Origin of the sequence: Streptosporangium album, from assembly GCF_014203795.1 — a bacterium.
GTDB lineage: Bacteria > Actinomycetota > Actinomycetes > Streptosporangiales > Streptosporangiaceae > Streptosporangium > Streptosporangium album.
This window is the reverse complement of sequence record NZ_JACHJU010000002.1, coordinates 640,483-657,423: the sequence shown is the minus strand read 5'-3', so window position 1 is coordinate 657,423 and position 16,941 is coordinate 640,483. Positions and strand designations below refer to the sequence as shown.

General features: G+C 69.5%; 15 protein-coding genes. 6 read left to right on the top strand and 9 right to left on the bottom strand.

What is annotated here, in order from left to right:
• Window positions 1-287: 287 nt before the first annotated feature.
• From FHR32_RS26780 to FHR32_RS26770, 3 genes are all read left to right on the top strand, one after another.
• Entirely contained in the window at window positions 288-653 is a 366-nt protein-coding gene (locus tag FHR32_RS26780; protein ID WP_246467923.1) for an AfsR/SARP family transcriptional regulator, read from the top strand.
• A 187-nt stretch (window positions 654-840) separates the two neighbouring features.
• Window positions 841-1,443 carry a TetR/AcrR family transcriptional regulator gene (locus FHR32_RS26775; RefSeq protein WP_184757307.1) on the top strand — a complete coding sequence of 201 codons (603 nt, stop codon included), beginning with the start codon at window positions 841-843 and terminating at the stop codon, window positions 1,441-1,443.
• 86 nt (window positions 1,444-1,529) lie between these two features.
• The gene (locus FHR32_RS26770; RefSeq protein ID WP_184757306.1) at window positions 1,530-3,314 is read left to right on the top strand and encodes an NAD+ synthase; all 1,785 of its coding nucleotides are present in this window, start codon (window positions 1,530-1,532) and stop codon (window positions 3,312-3,314) included.
• 55 nt (window positions 3,315-3,369) lie between these two features.
• On the opposite strand, the gene FHR32_RS26765 is transcribed toward FHR32_RS26770, so the two are convergent.
• Window positions 3,370-4,602, bottom strand: coding sequence for a helix-turn-helix domain-containing protein (locus FHR32_RS26765; RefSeq protein ID WP_184757305.1), 1,233 nt, complete (start codon window positions 4,600-4,602; stop codon window positions 3,370-3,372).
• 239 nt (window positions 4,603-4,841) lie between these two features.
• Here FHR32_RS26765 and FHR32_RS26760 point away from each other — a divergent pair, with 239 nt between their 5' ends.
• Complete coding sequence (locus FHR32_RS26760; RefSeq protein WP_184757304.1) at window positions 4,842-5,246, top strand: DUF4267 domain-containing protein; 405 nt, start codon at window positions 4,842-4,844, stop codon at window positions 5,244-5,246.
• A gap of 95 nt (window positions 5,247-5,341) precedes the next feature.
• Complete coding sequence (locus tag FHR32_RS26755) at window positions 5,342-5,836, top strand: cupin domain-containing protein (RefSeq protein ID WP_184757303.1); 495 nt, start codon at window positions 5,342-5,344, stop codon at window positions 5,834-5,836.
• Window positions 5,837-5,988: 152 nt separating this feature from the next.
• Here FHR32_RS26755 and FHR32_RS26750 read toward each other — a convergent pair whose 3' ends face one another.
• The 3 genes from FHR32_RS26750 to FHR32_RS26740 form a co-directional block, all read right to left on the bottom strand.
• Window positions 5,989-6,606 carry a TetR/AcrR family transcriptional regulator gene (locus FHR32_RS26750; RefSeq protein WP_184757302.1) on the bottom strand — a complete coding sequence of 206 codons (618 nt, stop codon included), beginning with the start codon at window positions 6,604-6,606 and terminating at the stop codon, window positions 5,989-5,991.
• A gap of 7 nt (window positions 6,607-6,613) precedes the next feature.
• Window positions 6,614-8,176 (bottom strand): MFS transporter, encoded by a 1,563-nt coding sequence (locus FHR32_RS26745; RefSeq protein WP_184757301.1) that lies wholly within the window; start codon window positions 8,174-8,176, stop codon window positions 6,614-6,616.
• Between the two features lie 106 nt (window positions 8,177-8,282).
• Window positions 8,283-9,476, bottom strand: coding sequence for an MFS transporter (locus FHR32_RS26740; RefSeq protein ID WP_184757300.1), 1,194 nt, complete (start codon window positions 9,474-9,476; stop codon window positions 8,283-8,285).
• Window positions 9,477-9,638: 162 nt separating this feature from the next.
• Between FHR32_RS26740 and panB the strand changes: the two genes are divergently transcribed.
• Window positions 9,639-10,484, top strand: coding sequence for a 3-methyl-2-oxobutanoate hydroxymethyltransferase (gene panB / locus FHR32_RS26735; protein ID WP_184757299.1), 846 nt, complete (start codon window positions 9,639-9,641; stop codon window positions 10,482-10,484).
• Window positions 10,485-10,577: 93 nt separating this feature from the next.
• On the opposite strand, the gene FHR32_RS26730 is transcribed toward panB, so the two are convergent.
• The 5 genes from FHR32_RS26730 to FHR32_RS26710 all read right to left on the bottom strand — a co-directional run bounded on the left by FHR32_RS26730 (window position 10,578) and on the right by FHR32_RS26710 (window position 16,799).
• Complete coding sequence (locus FHR32_RS26730; protein WP_184757298.1) at window positions 10,578-10,775, bottom strand: hypothetical protein; 198 nt, start codon at window positions 10,773-10,775, stop codon at window positions 10,578-10,580.
• A gap of 236 nt (window positions 10,776-11,011) precedes the next feature.
• Entirely contained in the window at window positions 11,012-11,572 is a 561-nt protein-coding gene (locus tag FHR32_RS26725) for a hypothetical protein (RefSeq protein ID WP_184757297.1), read from the bottom strand.
• Between the two features lie 2 nt (window positions 11,573-11,574).
• On the bottom strand, window positions 11,575-13,374 hold the full coding sequence (locus FHR32_RS26720) for a DEAD/DEAH box helicase (RefSeq protein ID WP_246467439.1): 1,800 nt from the start codon (window positions 13,372-13,374) through the stop codon (window positions 11,575-11,577).
• A 4-nt stretch (window positions 13,375-13,378) separates the two neighbouring features.
• Window positions 13,379-15,010: an MFS transporter gene (locus tag FHR32_RS26715; protein WP_184757296.1), complete on the bottom strand. Its 1,632-nt coding sequence runs from the start codon at window positions 15,008-15,010 to the stop codon at window positions 13,379-13,381.
• A 907-nt stretch (window positions 15,011-15,917) separates the two neighbouring features.
• Window positions 15,918-16,799, bottom strand: coding sequence for an ISKra4 family transposase (locus FHR32_RS26710; protein WP_446696839.1), 882 nt, complete (start codon window positions 16,797-16,799; stop codon window positions 15,918-15,920).
• Window positions 16,800-16,941: the final 142 nt, after the last annotated feature.

Below are 16,941 nucleotides of genomic sequence, written 5' to 3'. Positions count from 1 at the left end.
GCTGCGACGCCGTACGGCGTCGGTCCCGCGTTGAACGCTTGTTGATCGGTCTGCGGTCCGCGCCCGTTACGGTCCTTCTGAGCAGGGCGGAGAAGGCCGAGGGCCTGGGCAGGGTGTTTCCGATCCGTCGCTCGCTGTGGATGTGAAAATCTGACGGCTGTTGATCTCTTACAGCTTGCGAACGATGGCGGGAATTGCCGTATGACGTACGACCAGGTGGCTCTACGCTTGCCCCTGAAATACTGACATTTCGTGCCTTAGGACCGTTCCAGGCGTGTCACGGCGGCGTGGCGCTCGACCTCGGCGGTCAACGCCAGATGGCGGTGCCGGCCCGGCTTCTCGTAGCGGGTGGTCGCGCCGTCCCGGCAAGCATGCTCATCGACGAGCTCTGGCCGGGCGAACCTCCCGCCCAGGCGCTGTCGACCATCCAGGGATACGTGTCGCGGCTGCGGCGCGCCCCGGCGCGGGCCAGGACGGTGCTCCGCGACGAGCTCGGCCTCGACCTCGGTGCCACCCTGCAGCGGCCGGAGTCCGACATGCTGTCGCAGGCCGCCCACCTGGACCCGCCCACGGGCTGTCGGCGGGGTCGCGTTCCGGCGTGGGCCTGCTGTCCATGCGCGAGCGCGCCGCCGAACTCGGCGGGACGTGCGTGATCGGTGAGGCCCCCGGCGGCGGCACACTGGTGGAGGCCGTCCTGCCGATCCCGGCCGGCCGGGCCTGAGACCGGCCCCGGCCGATCGGTGCACCCTGTCCCTCGCCCGTGTCGGCTTGCGCCGTGAAACCTAGATGCTCTAGGTCTATGACCGGGAAAGCCAAGGTCCGTTCTGATGGAGGTGTCGCATGGCTCGTGCGGGTTTGACGGCTGACCGCGTGACGGAGGCGGCCGCGGACCTGGCGGACGCCGTCGGGTTCGAGAACGTCACGATCTCCGCGCTGGCGCGGAGCTTCGGAGTCGCGGACGCGAGCCTCTACTCCCACGTCAAGAACGTCCAGGATCTCCGGAACCGGGTCGCGTTGCGGGCGGCGGGCGAACTCGCCGACCGCGTCACCTCGGCGATAGCGGGCCGGTCCGGCAAGGACGCCCTGGCCGCATTCGCCGGCGCCTATCGGGAGTTCGCTCTGGCCCACCCCGGCCGATACGCGGCGACCCAGGTCCGGCTCGACCCCGCCGTCGTCGCCGAGTCCGCGGCGACCCTGCGGGGCAACGAGACCACCTCCTCGCTGCTGCGCGCGTACGGCCTGGCCGAACCGGACCTGACCGACGCGGTGCGCCTGCTGCGCAGCACCTTTCACGGGTTCACCAGCATCGAGGCCGCCGGGGGGTTCGCGCACCCGCGCGACCTCCAGGCGTCTTGGGACAAGATCATCGTCGCTCTCGACGGCACGCTGAGGCACTGGCCGGCGTCGAATGTCCGGGCAGACCGCGATCCGGCCGGATCCTGACCGCACGCGATATCGAGGTGCTGACCCGCCGGATCGGCGATCACCCGTGAGAGTGCCTGTTCATCGACGGGAATAGGGTGGAGCACGTGGCTCAACTCCGTATCGCTCTGGCCCAGACCGATCCCGTAGTCGGCGACCTGGCGGCAAACACCGACAAGCTCATCCAGTGGACCCGGCGCGCCGCCGACCGCGGCGCGCATCTGGTGGTGTTCACCGAGATGTTCCTGACCGGGTATCCGGTCGAGGATCTGGTGCTGCGCAGCTCATTCGTGGAAGCCTCCATCACCGCGGTCGGGGCCCTCGCCCGGCGGCTGGCCGACGAGGGACTCGGTGAGATCCCGGTGATCGTCGGCTACGTGGACCGGGCGGACCTGGCGCCGCGCGTGGGGCAGCCCAAGGGCTCCCCGCTCGACGCGGCCGCGCTGCTCCACCGGGGCCAGGTGGTCACCAAGACCGCCAAGCACCACCTGCAGAACTACGGCGTCTTCGACGAATACCGCTACTTCGTGCGCGGGGACCGGCTGCCCGTCTTCCGGCTGCACGGGGTCGACGTGGCGATCGCGGTCTGCGAGGACCTGTGGCAGGAGGGCGGGCCGGTCGCGGTGGTGGCCGAGGCGGGAGCCGGGCTGCTGGTGGTGCCGAACGCCTCGCCGTACGAGAAGGAGAAGGACGACGTGCGGCTCGCACTCGTCTCCCGCCGGGCACGGGAGGCGGGCTGCGCCCTCGCCTACGTCAACCAGGTGGGCGGCCAGGACGAGCTGGTATTCGACGGCGACTCGATCATCGTCTCGGCCTCCGGCGAGCTGGTCGCGCGGGCCGCGCAGTTCGCCGAGGAGCTGCTGATCACCGACCTGGAGCTGCCCGAGGCCAGGTTCGGCGGGCTGGGCACCTTCCAGGTGGACGCCGGGGACGGGACCGTCATCACGGTGGAGCGGATCGAGCTGTCGGCCTTCCCCGTCGAGCCGTACGCTCCGGAGCCCCCGTCGATCGCCCCGCACCTCGACGACAGCGCCGAGATCTACTCGGCACTGGTCCTCGCGGTCCGCGACTACGTGGCCAAGAACGGCTTCGATTCGGTCATCCTGGGCCTGTCCGGCGGGATCGACTCGGCCCTGACCGCGGCGATCGCCTCCGACGCGATCGGCCCCGACCGGGTGCACGTGGTCATGATGCCCTCGCCCTACTCCTCGGAGCACTCTCTGGAGGACGCCTGGGAGCTGGTCCGCCGGCAGGGGATCAACGCCCGGGTCGTGCCGATCGCCGACATCGTGGACGGCTTCGAGAAGGAGATCGAGCTGTCCGGCCTGGCCGCGGAGAACCTCCAGGCCCGGGTGCGCGGCATGATCCTGATGGGACTGTCCAACCAGCACGGCCACCTGGTGCTCACCACCGGCAACAAGAGCGAGCTGGCCACCGGCTACTCCACCCTCTACGGCGACTCCGCGGGCGGTTTCGCCCCCATCAAGGACGTGCTGAAGACCGAGGTGTGGAGGCTGTCGCGCTGGCGCAACGCCCAGGCGGGCATCTCGGGCGCGTTCCTGCACGGCTTCACGGTGCCGCCGATCCCGGAGAACTCCATCGAGAAGGAGCCCAGCGCCGAGCTCCGCCCCGACCAGCGCGACACCGACTCCCTGCCGGAGTATGACGTGCTGGACCGCCTGCTGGACGACTACGTCGAAAAGGACATGGGCTCCGCCGAGCTGATCGCCGCCGGCCACGACCCCGCCCTGGTCGCCCGCGTCATCCGCCTGGTCGACCTCGCCGAGTACAAGCGCCGCCAGTATCCCCCGGGCCCGAAGATCACCCTCAAGAACTTCGGCCGCGACCGCCGCCTGCCCATCACCAACCGCTGGCGCGAGACGCCCGCCTGAGGATGCAGACCAAGTAAGCCGGAAAGGGACAACGGATCACTCCCTATGGGGTGCGTCAGCTCTTGGTGCCCGAAGGCTTGTCGCGCGCCTGCACGAGCGACTCGGCGGCGAGTCGCCAGATCGTCGCGGCGAGGTCGATGTTGGAGCTCTCCTGGGCCTGCTGGGCGAGCCTCCGGAGTCCGGCCATGCCCTCCTCGTCCTTGCCCTCGAGGAGGAGGAGCCGGTTTCGGAGGATGTCCAGCTCGGCGCGCTCCCGGTAGTGCATGCGCAGGTCAGTCCCGCCGAGCTGGTCGAGCAGGGCGCGGGCGTCCGTGACTCGGCCCTCCTGGACGGCAATGTGCGCCTGTAGCGACATCAGTTGCTGTTTCAGAGCGGGCGTTCCGGCGAACGGAAGGCAGGCCTCGGCCGCCTTGACGCATCGCAGGGCAGGGTCCGGCTCGGGCGGGATCTTCTGGAGGTGAAGCCTGGCCGCGGCCACCCGCAGCCGCAGCCACAGGGTGAGGTTCTCCCGGCCGTCGAACCGCTCCAGGGCCTGGTCGAGCAGCTCCTGCGCGCTGGCGAGCTCGCCCTGACGGACCCGGACGGCGGCCGCTGTCCACATGGCCTCGGCCCACAGCGCGTCGGACTGACCCTCGACAAGGCCGGCCAGCTCGTCGGCGTGCCTTCGAGCGTCGGGCAGCCGGCCCGCCTCCGCCTCCGTGGACACCAGGGCCAGTAGGGCCGTCGCCATGTCGCGGGAGGACAGTTCGCTGTCCAGGGCCAGCTGGTGGGCGGCTGCGGCGGCCTCGACGGCCGACGCGATCTCTCCTGACGCCCGCATGCATCGCGCGAGCTGAGCCAACGCCCTGACGCGCAGCTCCGGCAGCCCGATCTCATCGCCGAGCTCCACCAGTTCGTCGAGGTAAACGCGCTCATCAGCGTGCTCGTTGTGACGTCGCTTCCACTCGGCGACCCGCCACACGGCCTGCCAGCGCGTAAAGGGGTCCTGACCACGAGCGGTCTTCAGCGCCTCCGCCAGCAACCCACCCGTCTCGTCCGAGTCGAGGCCCGTGGCGATGGTCAGACTCTGCGCCAGCGACGAGGCCGTGGGCTCCTCGAACTCCGCCGGACTGATCCCGAGCCGGTTGGCCAGGTGCGCCACCGCGCGCTCAGTGGGCTGCCGGGCTCCCGACTCCAGGCGCGAGAGGTACCCGGTCGACATGTCGTCGCCGGCGAGAGCACCCTGCGTGAGGCCTCGCTCGGTTCTCAGTTGCCTGAGCCGACGACCAAAGGACGGCTGCTCGAGCACGTTTTGCCTCCAAACATGTCGACGGGCGACAGGGATGGCCGATCCGTCTTGGCAAATGCGCCTACCCTTCCGCGCCGGATTCTATCCAGCATGTGCGCCATCTGGCAAACCGTTACCAGCTGATGCGCACCACGATCAGAGGAGCCCAGTTTTCTTGGCAAGGATTTTTGGCAAACTATTGCCAAGACGTCTTTGGTGATCGTAAGTTTCTGGCAACAATCCGCTCTCAGGGAGACGTCATGAAATTTCTTGCTACTGCCCTCGCCGTGATCGGCGGACTCTTCATCGCCTACATCGGCGTCAGCTATCTGGTGGACGCGCAGGGTGCCGCCAGCGGCTTCGGGGTACTCCACGTGCCGGCCGGTGACGCGGGCGGCTACTTCGCCGTCAAGGGCGTGCGTGACATCGGGCAGGCGCTCGTCATCCTCGTGCTCCTGCTGACCGGGCAGCACCGGACACTCGGCTGGGTGATGCTCGCGATGTCGTTCGTGCCGTTCGGCGACATGACCATCGTGCTGGCACAGGGTGGCAAGGTGGCCTCGGCCCTGGGCATCCATGGAGCCACCGCACTCGTGGTGGTACTCACCGGAGCGCTTCTCCTCCGCGCCAATCCTCGCGTTCGCAGCCTCCCCGAGGTCGTGTAGCAACCTCGGCGGCCCGAAACGAGTCCCCAGGCCGCCGTCGTCGTGCTCATCAACGCCGCCCTCCTGTTCGCCATCTGACGAAGGAAGTCACCAACATGTCGCTGACCGTGCCGGACTTCGACGAGTCCGTGATCGTCCGCTCCGCGGAAGCCGAAGTGATCGGCCAAGCCCCCACCACCGTCCGGCTGCTGGCCGACAGCAGCTCCACCGGCGGCGCGCTGTCCACTCAGCGAGTCAGCCTGACCAACGGCGCCAACGGCGCCGCCCCCCACCGCCACACCCACTCCGCCGAGCTGTTCTACCTGCTGGACGGCACCGCCCAGCTGCTGTCCGGCGACCAGATCGTCACCGCCGAGCGCGGCGACCTGGTCATCGTCCCGCCCGGCCTCGCCCACGCCTTCGCCGCCGCACCAGGCGAGAACGCCGACATCCTCATCGTCATCACCCCCGGGGTGGAGCGATTCGAGTACTTCCGCCACCTGGAACGCATCGCCTACGGCAAGGTGCCGCCGGAAAGCCTGCTGGACGTCCAAGAGCTCTACGACACCTACTTTCTCGCCAGCACGACCTGGCACGACGCCAGGTCCTGAGGCCGGTCGACGGTCCCCGCGCAGTCCCCCGATCGTCTCGGTGGCCTGCCGGAGGCCGTACTGAAGCGTCCCGTGCTCCGGCAGCCTCCCGGCAGGCGCCGGGCCGGCCTCAGCCGGGTGACGGGACCGGCCAGGAGGGCACCGGGCCGGCGTCAGCCGGGGGCGAGGCCGGACAGGAGCTCGTCGACGATCCGCTCGGCGATGTCGTCCGGAAGCTCGGTGTCCTCGCCGAACCCCAGACTCCGGGCGTACCACATCATGGTGCCGACCATCGTGGCCATCGCGATGGGCACGTCGAGGTCCGGACGGAGCTCGCCCGTGGCGATGCCCCGGCGTAGCAGGGCGGCCATCGCCGCCCTGCGCGGCTCGATCGAGGCCTGGCGGACCCGCTCCACGAGGCGCGGGTGTCGCTCGGCGTCGTTCATCACGATGCTCAGGACGCACCGGCTGCGCGCGTCGCACGCGTCATGGCGGACGACCTCGAGGTAGGCGATCAGATCCTCGCGGACCGACCTGCCCCCCATCTGCGGGAGAGGCGACTTGAGCGTGGCCATCGCGTCGACGAACAGGTCCTCCTTGTTGGACCAGCGCCGATAGATCGTGGTCTTGCCCACCCCGGCCCGGGACGCGATCGCCTCGATCGACAGCTCTCCGAGGCTCATGCCCTCGCCTATCAGGTCGAGGGTGGCGTCAATGATCGCCTTCTCCGCCCGGGCGCTGCGGGGGCGGCCCGCCGGGCGGGCCGCCTGCGTCTCATCCGTCGTCGTCATCGCGTGTCTACACTACTGCCGGTTCCTTGTCGTGATCCGCACGTTCGGCGGGAGCGGCCGGAACCTGCTTGCCGGGCAGCCACCTGAGCGCCACCAGGGCTCCGAGCAGAGCGATCACCGCCGAGACCAGGGCGGTGATGTGCATGCCGTCGACGAAGGCCTGCTTGGCGGGCGCGATCAGTGCCGCACCACGCTCACCGAGACCGCCGGCCACGTTGAGCGTGCCGGTCAGGGACTCACCCGCGATGTGCCTGAGCTGGTCGGGCAGGCCGGTCAGCGCGGGGGCGATCTCGTCACGGTAGGTCGCCGAGAGCAGCGAGCCCAGCAGGGCGACGCCGAGGGCGCCGGCGATCTGGCGGACGGTGTTGCTCATGGCCGAGCCGACGCCTGCCTTCTCCCGGGGCAGCGACTCCATGATCGCGGTGGTCGCCGGCGGCATGATGTTGGCCATCGCCGCGCCCTGGACGAAGAAGACGATCTCGATCACCAGGACGGAGGTGTTCTGGTCCATCAGCGCGTAGCTGCCCAGCGCGGCGGCGACGATGACCATGCTCACGGTGGCGGCCAGCTTGCCGCCGAAGCGCCTGGTCATCTGCTGGCTGAGCGGGGCGAAGATGATCTGGGCGGCGGCGAAGGGGATCATCAGCGCGCCCGCCTGCAACGGGCTGAAGCCCAGCACGATCTGCAGGTAGAAGACCAGGAAGAACATCGCCCCCATCATCGCGAAGAACACGATGCCGATCATGCCGACCGCGGTGGCGAAGCGGGCGTCGCGGAAGTAGGTGACGTCGAAGGCCGGATGGTCGATGCGGCGCTCGTACCAGACGAAGCCGATCAGCACGGCCACGCCCAGGAGGGCCGGAGTCAGCACCTCGGCGCTGGCGACGGTGGCCAGCTCCCCACCCCGGATGATGCCGTAGGTGATGGCGACGAGACCCACGATGGACAGGAGCACGCCGACCGGGTCGAGCCTGGACGGCTTGGGGTCACGCGACTCGGGCACGACCATCGTGATGAGCACCATGCTGATCAGCACGATCGGCAGGTTGATCAGGAAGACCGAGCCCCACCAGAAGTGCTCGATGAGCAGGCCGCCGGTGATCGGGCCGATCGCCACGGCGATGCCGACGCCCCCGGCCCAGACACCGATCGCCTTGCCGCGCTCCTGCGGCGGGAAGACGTTGGAGATGATCGCCAGCGTGGCCGGCATGATCGCGGCGCCGCCGACCCCCATGAACGCGCGGGCCACGATGAGCTGCCCGGGATCCTGGGAATAGGCGCTGGCCAGCGAGGCGAGGCCGAAGAGCACCATGCCGATGAGGAGCATGCGCTTGCGGCCGGTCCGGTCACCGATGACCCCGAAGGTGAACAGCAGCCCGGCGAAGACGAGCGTGTAGGAGTTGATCGCCCATTCCATCTGGCTCTGGGTGGCGCCCAGGCCCTCGACCGGATCGGCGATCGTCTTCAGCGCGACGTTGAGGATGGTGTTGTCGAGCACGACGGCAAGGAGGCTGAATACCAGCACTCCCAGGATCTGCCACCGCCTCGGATGGCCAAGCTGCTGTTCCATGGGTCCCCGTTTTCGATACGGCAAAGTTTCGCAAAGAAACCGTAGCGCTCCATTTTTCGATACGCAACTGTTTCGTTTCGTATTTACGTGCCGTTCACATGGGACGTCAGGCGACGGCCGCCGCCGGCTGCTCCGCCGGTGCGGGGATCCGCCGCCAGAACGGCAGTGCGACCAGCACCATCACCACGCTGACCAGCCCCGCGACGGCGAAGGCCCAGCGGGGACCGACACCGTCGATGACCGCTCCGGCGATCGGCGCGGAGGAGGCGCCGCCGATGAGCAGCGCCGTACCGTGCAGACCCATCGCCTCTCCCCGGGCCCCCGCCGGGACCCAGCGGCTGAGGGCCTCGACCGTGGAGGACAGCCCGGGGGCGCACAGCACCCCCGACGGGATGAGCGCCACGATCACCCACCGCCAGTCGCCGCCCACCAGTCCCACCGGGATGGTGAGCAGGCCCATCGCACCGATCAGGACCAGCGGCGAGAAGCCCCTCGGCAGTCCGCCGTACACGAAGCCGCCGATCAGCGAGTAGACGCACCAGACCCCGATGGCCAGACCGGTCCACTCGGTGTCACCGGCGTGCTCCATCGTCGCCACCAGTGAGAGTTCGGTCGCGGTCAGCACGAAGGTGGCCGCGGCGGCGGTGCCGAGCAGGGTGAGAAGTCCCGGGGTGAGCCACTGCCGCCTCAGGATCTTCTCCGCCGGCGCCTCCAGCTCCTCGGCCGAGCGGGTCGGCGGGTTCAGCAGGATCAGCGCCACCCCGGAACAGGTCAGACCGGCCGCGACGATGCACATCGTCCACGCGCTGCCCAGCAGGGTGATCCCGAGCACACCGAGGGCGGGCCCGGCCATGTAGGACAGCTCGACCATTATCGAGTCGAGGGAGAAACCGATCCTGCGCTGCTCCACCGGGACCAGGGCGGTCAGGCACTGCCTGATCACGCTGAACACCGGCAGGGCCAGCAGCCCGGCGACCACCGCGGCGACCAGCAGCACGGGGTACGGCAGCGCCCAGGCCGAAGACCAGAAGGCGAGCTGTGCGACGGTGGTCACCAGCAGCACCGGACGGAGACCGTGCCTGTCGACGAGCCGCCCGGCCAGCGGCGATCCGACCGCCATCCCCACCGTGGTGGCCGTGCCGACCGCCCCTGCCGCCAGCCAGCCCAGACCGAGGCTGCGGATGTGCAGCGTCAGCGTGATGCCCATCGCCGTGGACGGGATCCGGGCCAGCAGGCCCACCAGCAGCAACGTCCGCACACCCGGAAGGGTGAGCAGGCGACGGTAAGGTTCTATAGCCATTGTGATTGCTTACCTCCGCATGCATTGTGGCGTATGGCACCGACAGTTCCGCCACTGGATTACCGGTGGGGCCGGGGGTGTTTAACCCGTCGCACGCGTGCAATCATCGGAAACGTCCGGGGACGCCACTGGGGCGCCTCGAGACTCTTCTGGAGGGTTCTCATGTCCTCTTCCGTCACCAGCCGGCCGACTGCTCTCTACGGCGGCCAGGCAGGACGAAGGATCACCGTCCGCGACATCGCCGCCGCCAAGGAGCGGGGGGAGAAGTGGCCGATGGTCACCGCGTACGACGCGATGACCGCCAGGGTCTTCGACGAGGCAGGCATCCCCGTGCTGCTCGTCGGCGACTCGGCCGCCATGGTCGTGTACGGCTACGACTCGACGCTGCCGGTCTCGGTGGACGACCTCATGCCGCTGACGGCCGCCGTGGTCCGCGGCTCGTCGCGTGCGCTGGTGGTCGCCGACCTGCCGTTCGGCTCCTACCAGTCCTCACCGCAGCAGGCGCTGGAGACGGCCGCCCGCTTCATGAAGGAGGCCGGCGCCCACGCGGTCAAGCTGGAGGGCGGCCGGCGCGTGCTCCCCCAGGTCGAGGCGCTGGTCTCGGCCGGCATCCCCGTCATGGCCCACCTCGGCCTGACCCCCCAGTCGGTCAACGCCTTCGGCGGCTACCGGGTGCAGGGACGCGGCCAGTCCGGGGACGAGCTGATGTCGGACGCCAAGGACCTGGAGTACGCCGGGGCCTTCTCCGTGGTCCTGGAGTGCGTCCCCACCGACCTCGCGGAACGGGTCACCACGTCCCTGTCGATCCCCACCATCGGCATCGGCGCGGGCCCGGCCACCGACGCGCAGGTCCTGGTCTGGCAGGACCTGATGGGCCTGACCGCCCACCCCGCCAAGTTCGTCAAGAAGTACTCCGACCTGGCCGGGGAGATGGACCGAGCCGTCCGTGCCTTCGCCGACGAGGTGACCGCCGGAGCCTTCCCGGCCCCCGAGCACAGCTACCGCTGACCCACCCCTGAGTACGGCTGCCGCTGACGCGTCACCGACCGCCGCCCCGGCGCCTCTGGGAGTCCAGGCCGCGCCGGAGCGGTGGCGCAGGGGCTACAGGCCGGTGCGGACCCGGACCCGTCCGATCTGCTCGATGACCCGCCTGTTCTCGCTCACGAGGCTCAGATCCGCCCGGATGAAGCGGGCGCCGGGGACGGTCTCGGCCTTCTCGGTGTCGCGGCCGACGATGACGACGGTGTCGCCTCGTCCGAGGCAGGTGCGGGCATGACACGCTTCCTTCCCCGTTGACACACGGCCAGCTCAGGTCACGTGTACATGGAGACCATTTCTGCCACCTGCAACAGGCCGGTCTACGGCGAGATCATGTCCCTTTCTCGAAGGACTTCCGATCGACGCCACGGCGCGGGCGGAGCGGGCGAGCGGGGCCGTCACGGCCGGAGGATGCGGGGGCATCCGCGGGCTCAGCGGGTGGTGAGGGTGCGTGCCCTCCGGGTGGGCACGCACCGCTCCTTCTCAGGCCGGCCGGGTCACTCGGCCACCGTGAAGTAGACGGCCGGATCAAGGGAGTTGAGTGCGATCCAGCGCTGCGCCGTCGCTTCGGCGGGCGCTTGGCCGCCGCCCGCCGAAGCGAGGAAGAAGCCCTGCACGTCGAGAGCGATGCGGGGATCGTCGTCGATGCGCCGCGCCATGTCGTAGTAGACGGCCAGCTCATGGACGCACCGCGGGGTGGCGGCCGGGCAGGAGCAGTCGACGCTGTCGAGGACCGGCGCGGGCGGATGGCCCGCGTCAGCGATCGCGCGGTACAGATCGTCGGTGAGCAGGGGCTGGATGCCGCTCAGCTGACGGGAGATCTCGGCCGTCGCCCCCGCGGACATCGGCGCGACCTCGATCGTGACCACCGAGGTGCCGCGACCTCGGTGCACGACGGCGCGCACGGTCCGGCCGTCGAACGTGATCTGCACCTTCCCGTCGCGTGCCATGCGCCGCGCGCTCGGCAGCTGGGGATCGGGACGGGTCTGGCGCAACGACTCGGCGAACCGGACCCAGTCCTTGCCCCACTTCGTGTAACCGTAGTCGTGGTCGGCCATGGTCAGTTGACTCGCTTCCGGCGCAGGATCTCGATGAGAGGGTCGTCGTCCAGGCGGGTCAGCTCGGCGACGCTGGAAATGTCGGCGGTGTCCGACAGCGCGGACTTGCGGTTGTGCATGGCCGCGATGTGCTCCTCGACGGTGGTCCCGGTGGTCAGGGTGGTGACGGTGACCGTGCGGGTCTGACCGATCCGGTGGACCCGGTCGGATGCCTGGGCCTCCACGGCCGGGTTCCACCATCGGTCGAAGTGGATGACGTCGGCGGCGCGCGTGAGCGTGAGCCCGGTGCCCCCGGCCTTCAGGCTGAGGACGAGCACCTTCGGACCGTCGTCGGACTGGAACCGGCGGACGATGTCGGCCCGTTGCTCCTGGTTCAGGCCGCCGTGGAAGAAAGGCGTACTCACCCCGAACTGTTCGGCGAAGTGCCGGACCAGCAGCTCACCGGTCTGCCGGTACTGGGTGAAGACGAGGGTCGGAGAGTCGTTCTCCAGGTTGTTGGCTACGATGTCGGTGCACAGGTCGAGCTTTCCCGACCTGCCCGACAGCTCACCGAGGTCGTCCGTGATCAGGCCCGGATGGTTGCAGACCTGCTTGAGCGAGGTCAGGACCGCGAGCACCTTGGTCTGCCGTTGGGCGCCACTGCCGAAGCCGTCGTCGATGACCTGCTCCAGCAGCCGGTCGTACAGCCTCTCCTGCTCCTCGGTGAGGTCGCAGATGAGATCGGCGTGGATCTTCGGCGGGAGCGACCCCGCGACTTGGGACTTCTTCCGCATCAGCACGACCGGCTCGATGGCCCCGCGCAGCCGGGCGGAAGCGGCCGGGGAGCCGTCCGCGATCGGCCGCACGAAACGATGGCGGAACTGCGCCCGGTTCCCGAACAGGTGCGGTGCGACCAGATTGAGCAGGGCCCACAGCTCGTCGAGGTGATTCTCGACGGGCGTCCCGGTCAGGGCGATCCGCGCGTCGGCCGCGATGGTGCGCGCGGCCTTCGACACCTGCGTACGGGGGTTCTTCAGGACCTGCGCCTCGTCGAAGACCGCGGTGCTCCACTGGATCCCCGCCAGGGCCGGGCTGTGCGTGCGCAGCGTGGGGTAGCCGGTGAGCACCACCGTGCCGTTGTCCACCGCGGGCAGCGGCCCGCCGCGCCAGATCGTGGCCCGCAGGTCAGGTGCGAACCGCGCGATCTCGTGCGCCCAGTTCCCCACCAACGACGTGGGACAGACCACCAGTTGCGGCCCCTTCTCGGCCCGTCCGGCGACACAGCCGATGGTCTGCAGGGTCTTGCCGAGTCCCATCTCGTCGGCCAGCACCGCGCCGCCGTGCGTCTCGATGGTCTCGCGCAGCCAGCTCACCCCGCGCACCTGATACGGGCGCAGCTTGGCGGTGAGCGCCGTGCGCATCTCGGCCCCCACCGAGGTGGTGCGGCGGAAGACGCCGCTCGCGTGTTCCGCCGTCGTGACGGCGACACCCGTGGCGTCGGGGACCGCGTGCGCGGCGATCGGCAGAGCCGACTCGCCGCCCGCGATCCACGACCGCCAGACGTCCACCGACCGGCCCGGCGAGTCGAGGGGCACGGCCACGAGCCGGTCCGGCTCGATCAGCACGCAGTCGACGTCGGACACCTTGAGCCTGCCGAGGTCCGGCGTCGGGACGACCAGGGGGACGGTCTCGACGTCACCGACCGGCGGGGCTGCCCCCACGGCGCCGTCGGCCCAGGTCCACAGGGCGAACATGTGCCGGTCGGGCAGGTACGTGGCCTGACTGTCCGACCGCGCCTCGGGGAGTTTCTGCCTGGTTCCCATGGCGTCAGCGGGTGCCCACGTCGTCGCCCTCGCGGGCGGTCAGGTCCTCGGCCCCAGCCCGGGGGGCCGTCTCGTCCGCGGTCGGGCTGCCGTCCCGCGCGGTCTCCGGCTCGCCCCCGGCAGCCGCGGGCTTGCGGACCGAGCGCAGGGCGACCAGCAGCACGGCCGCGCCGACGAACGCGATGAACATGATCCAGACCGCGCCGACATGCATGGCGTGGACGTACGCGTCGTCGGCGGCGTGCCCGAGCGCGGGCAGGTGGGACGTGGTGGCGACGTGCCGCGCCTGTTCGGCGGAGACCCGCGCCTGCTCCCGTACCGGTCCGGGGACACCGTCCAGCGACGGCTCGATCGCGCGTCGGTACACGATCGACATGATCGTGCCGCCGACGGCGATACCGATCACACTGCCGGTCTGGCGCACGGTGTTGGTGACGGCCGACCCGGCACCGGCCCGCTCCAGCGGCAGCGTGCTGATCAGCGCCGCGGTCACCGGGCCGAGCACCATGCCGATGGACAGGCCCTGGACCAGCAGCACGACCTCGATCCAGACGAGGGGCGTGTCCAGTCCGAAGAGCCCGTACGCGCCCATGGTCAGCGCCGCGACGATCAGCGCCGGCACGGCGACGAGCCGCAGCGACCAGCGGTGCACCAGGCGGGCGCCGACGGGCGCGCCGAAGATCGCGCCGAGCGCGGTCGGGAGGCTGGCCAGGCCCGCCTCGATCGGCGAGTAGCCGCGCGCGCCCTGCAGGTAGAACGCGTTGTAGAAGGTGACCGCGGACACGGCGAACAGGAGCAGGCCGAGCGCCACGTTGCCGCCGCCGAACGCGCGCTGGGCGAGGAGCCGGGGATCAAAGCTCGGCATCTTGCTGCGCAGTTCGACGCGGACGAACACGGCCAGCAGGATCAGCCCGCCGACGATCGGCGCCCAGACGTCCGTACGGCCCCAGGCCGCCGCCTGACCCGCGCGGATCAGTCCGTAGGCGAGCGCCGCGAGGCCGGTGATGGACAGCAGCATCCCGGCCGGGTCCAGCGGTCGCACTACGGGGCTGCGGAAGTTCGGGACCAGCAGGGCGATGCCGATCAGTGCGAGGACCACGACCGGGACGTTGACCAGGAAGACCGAGCCCCACCAGAAGTGGTCGAGCAGCACACCGGCGAGCACCGGGCCCACGGCCATGCCGACACCGGCGGAGGTCGAGGAGATGGCGATCGCGGTCGACCGCGCCGGGCCGGTGAACGTCCATATGAGGATGGCCAGGTTGGACGGCATGATCAGCGCGCTGCCGACGCCCATCGCCGCCCGCGCGGCGATGAGCTGCCCCGCGTCCCCCGCGTACGCTGCCCACCCCGAGGACGCGGCGAAGACCACCAGGCCCGTCGCGAGCACGGCCCGGTGGCCGAAGCGGTCGCCCAGCGCACCTGCGGTGAACATCAAGGTGGCGAAGGCCAGCGTGTACGAGCCGGTGGCCCACTGCAGCTCGGCCGGGCTGGCGTTCAGCCCACGGACCGGGTCCGCGAGGGTCTCCAGGGTGGTACTCAGGACGGTGTTGTCCAGCCAGATCAGCAGTGAACACACCATGAGAACGGCAAGAATCAACTGCTGCCTGGACTTCGGCAACGTGGATGTAGTCATGAATACCTTCGGATGCGGTCTGGAAAAGCTGACGAGCGGACCGTAGGCAATCATCGGGCGTGTGTCAATTCCCGGGCGGCCGGTAACGGTCGGCGATTTTCCGGCGCCCCCGAGGGCATGCCGCCAAGTGTTCTGTCAATTCTTGAAGATGTGAGCGGGCCGGCGATTTAGTGCGCTCCCGTGGGCATGCCGCCAAGCGCTCTGTCAATTTCTGATCCTGTTGTTTGACTTCGCGTGAATTCCGTGCCCCACCCCGTGTTCTGCCTCTGCTCCGCGCCCTGTCCCGCCCCGTGTACCGCGTCGTGCGCTGCACCGGAAGCAGGAAGGGGGTGGGCGCCAGCGCCGGTGCGGCCGCTCCCGGGGCCCGTCCTGGGGCCGCCGGGAGCGGCCGAGTACCCAGACGGCTACCCCGTGCGGGCGGTCCTTTCGGCCTGCCGGTTCAGCAGGCCGAACGTTCTTCCCCGCGTATTTTTGGAATAGGAGGATTGGAATTCACCCGGGTCATTGGAACGGAAGTCGCCGGGGTATGCATGGAGAGGCAGGGGACAGAGCTGACCGCATTCTCGCTAGGGTGTTGCTCGTCCGCAGGGAGAGGAGAGGCGCGCCCTGGATCAGGTTTGCTCTGGCGGTTCTTCTATTCGCGCCCACCAATTGATGTTCTGACCGGTGGTCCCGAAGGCTTCGTTCAGTCGGTTGCTGAGATCGCGAAAGGTGCCGCGCTCGGGTTGCTGTTCAGGCGTCCAGGTGGCGTCGCATTCCTCGCAGAGGAGGAAGCTGATCTCGCCGCCCCGTACTCGGTAGGGCTTGACCCATCCCTGACCGCATCGAGGACACCACCGTCGCCTGTGCATGCGGCCATGCTTTCCAACTGGAAAGCGTTCATCACAACGGCACGCCCAGTGAGAGGTCAGGCTGTGAGGTCGTATTCGGCCTGGTAGGTGCGTTTGTGTTCTTGGTGGCTGTGGTAGCGCAGGTAGGGTTCTAGGTCCCCGTTCGTCTGGACGGCGCGGAGGGTGAGGACGGCTTCGGCGCCGGGCAGGCCCCATCGGGACCCGGCTATGTCGAGCCTGTCGGCGACGAGATGACGGCATGCACCCTCGATCACGCCGGTGGCGATGGGCCAGCCCGCCTCGAGTGCCTGGTCGTAGTGCAGGTAGGCGGCTTTGGCGGTGAGGTATTCGAGGCAGGTGTCGATTCCGTGGCGTCTTGTGCCAGTCAGGTCGGCGGCTTGGCTGGTGATCGTGGTGATAGTGCGGGCGACCTGTCCGCCAAGGAGGGCCAGGGCATGGACGGCGACCCAGGACTCGGCGGCGGGGTCGTCTTTGCGGTGCAGGCACCACGCAGCTCCCCACAAATACTCAAGGACATGGACGAGGTCCACGATGATGTTGATGGCGATACTCCGGCGGGCGGCTTCGGCTTGGATCAGGTCGAGCTGGTGGCGGGCGCCGTCGACCAGTACCACCCAGGTTCTTCGGTGTCCGGGATCGCGGGCTTCGGCCTGATCGAACGCCGCGGCGATGACATGCTGGGCGCCCTCGGCGACTGAGCCGGTCAACCATTTCCCCATCGCCCGAGGCCCGGGCCTGGGTGTGCGGTCGGCGCTGCGGCTGCCGCCGGGCGGGGCGATGATGTCGTGCGGTCGGCGCGGAGCGGGCTCGGTGTCGTAGACACAGGCCAGAGTCGCCATGCGCTTGCGTCCGTTCTTCTCGCCCGAGGCGAGCCGGGTGCGGAACCGGCCCGTCCGGACCGACCACCGCCACCGGCCGCCGGCAGGCCCGCTCCTCACGGACCGCACGCAGGTCGAGATGGTCCTGCAGCATCTGCCGCAGCAGTACCCTGCCGCGCTCGTCGATCAGTTCCTCGAGCTGCGCGTGAGTCAATCCCGCCGCTTCGTCCGCCGCCAGATCAGCGACGAGGGCGTTGAAGAA

Excerpts from the sequence above, each read along its gene's own strand:
- FHR32_RS26760 (WP_184757304.1), top strand. The coding sequence starts at position 4,842 with ATGAAATTTCTTGCTACTGCCCTCGCCGTGATCGGCGGACTCTTCATC.
- FHR32_RS26740 (WP_184757300.1), bottom strand. The coding sequence starts at position 9,476 with ATGGCTATAGAACCTTACCGTCGCCTGCTCACCCTTCCGGGTGTGCGG.
- FHR32_RS26755 (WP_184757303.1), top strand. The coding sequence starts at position 5,342 with ATGTCGCTGACCGTGCCGGACTTCGACGAGTCCGTGATCGTCCGCTCC.
- FHR32_RS26745 (WP_184757301.1), bottom strand. The coding sequence starts at position 8,176 with ATGGAACAGCAGCTTGGCCATCCGAGGCGGTGGCAGATCCTGGGAGTG.
- FHR32_RS26725 (WP_184757297.1), bottom strand. The coding sequence starts at position 11,572 with ATGGCCGACCACGACTACGGTTACACGAAGTGGGGCAAGGACTGGGTC.
- FHR32_RS26750 (WP_184757302.1), bottom strand. The coding sequence starts at position 6,606 with ATGACGACGACGGATGAGACGCAGGCGGCCCGCCCGGCGGGCCGCCCC.
- FHR32_RS26715 (WP_184757296.1), bottom strand. The coding sequence starts at position 15,010 with ATGACTACATCCACGTTGCCGAAGTCCAGGCAGCAGTTGATTCTTGCC.
- FHR32_RS26720 (WP_246467439.1), bottom strand. The coding sequence starts at position 13,374 with ATGGGAACCAGGCAGAAACTCCCCGAGGCGCGGTCGGACAGTCAGGCC.
- panB (WP_184757299.1), top strand. The coding sequence starts at position 9,639 with ATGTCCTCTTCCGTCACCAGCCGGCCGACTGCTCTCTACGGCGGCCAG.
- FHR32_RS26775 (WP_184757307.1), top strand. The coding sequence starts at position 841 with ATGGCTCGTGCGGGTTTGACGGCTGACCGCGTGACGGAGGCGGCCGCG.